Below are 4,261 nucleotides of genomic sequence, written 5' to 3'. Positions count from 1 at the left end.
ATCCACGTATGAAAGTATTGGATATTATTGCAGAAGGTTTAGATATTCATGGCTTAACAAAAAATTCAAAAGAGCGTAAAGATCGTGTCCATGAACTTTTAGAGACTGTTGGTCTTAATAAAGAACATGCAAACCGCTATCCACATGAATTCTCGGGTGGACAACGCCAACGTCTTGGTATCGCTCGCGCTCTTGCAGTAGATCCTGAATTCATCATCGCTGATGAGCCAATTTCTGCGTTGGACGTATCGATTCAAGCACAAGTAGTTAACTTATTAAAAGAACTACAAGAAGAAAAAGGATTGACTTATTTATTTATCGCACATGACTTGTCGATGGTAAAATACATTTCCGATCGTATCGGTGTGATGTATTTCGGGAAATTGGTTGAATTGGCTCCTGCCGAAGAGTTGTACAATAACCCATTACATCCTTATACACAATCTTTGTTATCTGCAATTCCACTTCCAGATCCTAACTATGAGCGTACACGCGTACGTAAATCGTATGATCCTACATCTCATAATTATCAAGATGGGGAAGAAATTGCGATGCGTGAAGTAACACCTGGACATTTTGTATTCTGTTCAGAACGTGAATTTGAATCATTAAAGTTAACTTCTGCAGCTCGTGTATAATGAACTTTGATACATGGGAAAAATGAAATGTGCCATTCCTTTATAAGGAATGGCTWTTTCTTTTGGCTCTGTTAATAAATATGGTTGTTTATCGTACATTTGCGCTAGCCGTATGTTCCGCATGAGCAAACGAATATGAAAACCACATACTTGTGGGTCTCATTCTTCGAAAAGGCTGCTCCTGCGGTTACTCGTCGCAAAATGCAATTTTGTGGAAACACCTTCGTGACCAACATCSTGYTGGCCCGAGGAGGCTTGTTAGTTCGGCTGCGGAAATGGCACAGATTCCTTTTTTTGGCTCTGTTTAATTATATTGTTGATATTCGACTGTATAGAACAAATGTTATACCCAATAAACGAAACGAACGCAACGATTCCATTAAGAAAAAGGACAGCATAACAAAATTTTTGGGAATATTTGTAGAATTATATTATATAATGAAAGAAAAAAATTGCCTTAGTTAAGAAAATAGGCGAGTTTAGTTTTAGGAGGTAGATAAACTTTGTTAATGATTTTACGGATTCTATTTTCAATTATTACATTAGCATTAGCTGGTTATGGATTAATTACAAGAAATTTTGAATTTCAAGCATATTTGATTTTATTTTTAGGTTTATCAATGTTGGTGACGGGAATACAAGAATTCCAACAAAATAAAAAGCTGACAGGTTGGTTATTGATAGTCGTATTTGCATTTTCGCTATTCGTATCTATCCAAAGTTTTATATTGCATTAGGGAGTTTAATGTAAGTATTATTCTCCATACGAAAGAACAAKAAGTGTATTCGACTCAAAATATCGAATACGCTTCTTTTTTTAAAAACAACCGAGAAAGTTAACATAGGCTTTCTTTTTTTATATGACAAATTAATCTTTAAATGCATATGTATACTTGCTAAAATGGTAGAGAATAGAAAGGAAGTACAAATTATGACAGTAAGAAAATACATAGGAACAAGTGCTTTAGTTGCAGCATTATTAATGCCTACTTCAAGCTATGCTGCGAAAGAAGTAATCGTCAAGGACTTTACTGAACGTACATATGGCTTTACTACGGTTGAAGAAGAAATGATTACTGCTTCCGCATTGTTTCGATTTGATTCGGGTATGAATTTCACTTATCCTGATGCCATCCGTGGTGTCTATGTAACTGGTCATTCAGCAGGAGGAGCACGCTTTAAAGAGTTATTGAAGTTAATGGATTCCACTGAATTAAATGCCATGGTCATTGATATTAAAGATGATTTTGGCGATTTAACATATGTTCCAGCCGACGACTCACCATTAAAACCTTTAAATATCGGGAACCCATATATTAAAGATCCAAAAGCGATGTTAAAAGTTTTAGAGGAAAAACAAGTATACCCAATCGCACGTGTAGTGGTTTTCAAAGATTCCAACCTTGCTAATGCCAAACCAGAGCTTTCCTTTGTGGAAGGTTCAACAGTCTGGAAAAACGGTCGCGGAGAATCATTTGTAAACCCTTTCATGAAAGAAGTATGGGATCATAACGTTGCCATTGCAATAGAAGCTGCAAAAATGGGCTTCCAGGAAGTCCAATTTGATTATGTACGTTTCCCTGAAGGATTTGAAACGCGTTCTGATTCACTTAAATATGGAAAAGGTGACTATGCAACTTCTAAAGATGACGATGTACAACTACGTGTTCATGCAGTGACCGATTTTGTAGCGTATGCACGTGAGAAATTAAAACCTTATGATGTAAAAGTATCTGTGGATATCTTCGGGTATGCCGCAACCTTACCTGAAGCACCTGGAATCGGACAAAATTTCGGAAAGATTTCCGAAAATGTTGATGTGATTTCGTCAATGATCTACCCAAGTCACTGGACGTCTTATTTTGGCATCGATAAGCCAGATTTAGAACCGTATCGACTTGTCCAAGAATATGCAAAAGCTGAAAATGCCACACTGGGCAAACTTGAAAGTCCGCCAATTTCACGTCCATGGTTACAGGATTTCACAGCTTCCTACTTAGGAGCAGGGAATTACAAGAAATACGGTGCTGCAGAAGTGGAAGCGCAAATACGTGCGTTAAGTGAAGCTGGTATAAAAGAATACTTATTATGGAATGCGGGCAATCGTTATTCGCCAGGTGTGGATTACACACCATAGCACAGAAAAAATTCTCTTTCGAATGGAAGAGAATTTTTTTTTTTTTTCTAAATATGAAACCTTTTGGGTGTTTTAAACGTATTATTTAATGAAGAGAAAAAACATTTTGTCATTTTCATTCTCTAATTGAGAATTGAAAATCCAAACAAATATTATTGTTTAAAACAGGTTAGATGCGGGTATATTTTAAATGTATAGCATAGAAATTGAGTTAAAGTGCGTGCTTCCTACATATTATTGCTAAAATGTGACGCCACATTAAATTACTTGACTTTTTCTTCATATTCTATATTAAAAATCTTGAAAATGGTGTATAATAAATTTTGTTAACCTATATTAAAGTAATTCTAAATTAAAAGTTGTTACAATTTACTTGAACTTGTTTACACATTTGAAAGGAAGTGTTCCTATGATGGTTACATTGTTTACTTCTCCTAGCTGTACATCATGTCGAAAAGCGAAAGCATGGTTAGAAGAGCATGACATTCCATATACTGAGCGTAACATCTTTTCGGAACCGCTAAGTATTAGCGAAATTAAAGAAATTCTTCGAATGACGGAAGATGGTACTGATGAGATCATTTCCACTCGTTCTAAAATATTCCAAAAATTAAATGTTGATGTTGAAAGCTTACCACTTCAACGTTTGTACGAATTAATTCAAGAACATCCTGGACTGTTACGTCGTCCAATTATTCTAGATGAAAAGCGTCTACAAGTAGGTTATAACGAAGATGAAATTCGTCGTTTTTTACCTCGTAAAGTTCGGGCTTATCAATTGCTTGAAGCACAACGCATGGTTAACTAAATTCGGATGAAAAATGACTGATTGATTCTTCTTTTAATTTTAATTGAGAAGAAAACGTCAGTCATTTTGCATTTTTCAGCTTGCCAATCTCTTCTCGCTCTACTACAATGCTAATAAATTGTATTTTCCAGAGTAGGAGCATATCCTTTTCATTTTCTCTGGACCGTCATACAATAGAAACAGACACTGTATCGGTAAGCGGCTTGAAGTGTTGCTGAAAAAAGGGGAATCCCTTTAAAGCGATCGAAGGGAGATGTGTAAAATGGATATCGAACGCATTAATGAAAATACAGTCAAATTCTACATTTCATACATCGACATTGAAAAAAGAGGCTTCAGCCGAGACGAAATTTGGTTTAATCGAGATAAAAGCGAAGAACTCTTTTGGGAAATGATGGATGAAATTAATGATGAATCAGACTTTGAAGTCGAAGGTCCATTGTGGATTCAAGTTCATGCAATGGATAAAGGACTTGAAGTAACAGTAACTCGGGCACAAATTAATCGTGATGGGAAGAAAGTAGACTCTCCATTTGAAATGGATGAAAAGGGTCAATACTTTTCTAATATGTCTGAAAGTTCATCAGACGAACAATCTTATGATGAATATGGTGGACTTTTTACTGATTCAGATGAACCTCAAAGTGAATTCACATTTTTTGTGAATGACTTTGAAGA

Annotated in this window: 5 protein-coding genes; all 5 read left to right on the top strand. The window is 35.7% G+C overall.

What is annotated here, in order from left to right:
* Positions 1–638, top strand: a 638-nt coding sequence (locus AC1DSL_RS16125; protein ID WP_477532966.1) for an ATP-binding cassette domain-containing protein, incomplete at its 5' end; no start/stop codon positions are given.
* A gap of 509 nt (positions 639–1,147) precedes the next feature.
* Positions 1,148–1,375 carry a YczI family protein gene (locus AC1DSL_RS16120; RefSeq protein ID WP_342543777.1) on the top strand — a complete coding sequence of 76 codons (228 nt, stop codon included), beginning with the start codon at positions 1,148–1,150 and terminating at the stop codon, positions 1,373–1,375.
* Between the two features lie 194 nt (positions 1,376–1,569).
* On the top strand, positions 1,570–2,775 hold the full coding sequence (locus AC1DSL_RS16115; RefSeq protein ID WP_477532965.1) for a putative glycoside hydrolase: 1,206 nt from the start codon (positions 1,570–1,572) through the stop codon (positions 2,773–2,775).
* Between the two features lie 412 nt (positions 2,776–3,187).
* Positions 3,188–3,583 carry a transcriptional regulator SpxA gene (gene spxA / locus AC1DSL_RS16110; RefSeq protein WP_162920212.1) on the top strand — a complete coding sequence of 132 codons (396 nt, stop codon included), beginning with the start codon at positions 3,188–3,190 and terminating at the stop codon, positions 3,581–3,583.
* Between the two features lie 262 nt (positions 3,584–3,845).
* On the top strand, positions 3,846–4,261 hold a 416-nt coding region (locus AC1DSL_RS16105), incomplete at its 3' end, for an adaptor protein MecA (protein WP_477532964.1).

The sequence above is a fragment of the Paenisporosarcina sp. P4_D4 genome, from assembly GCF_056401835.1.
Note: the sequence above shows the minus strand (reverse complement) of the source record. Positions and strands in the feature narration are given on the sequence as shown.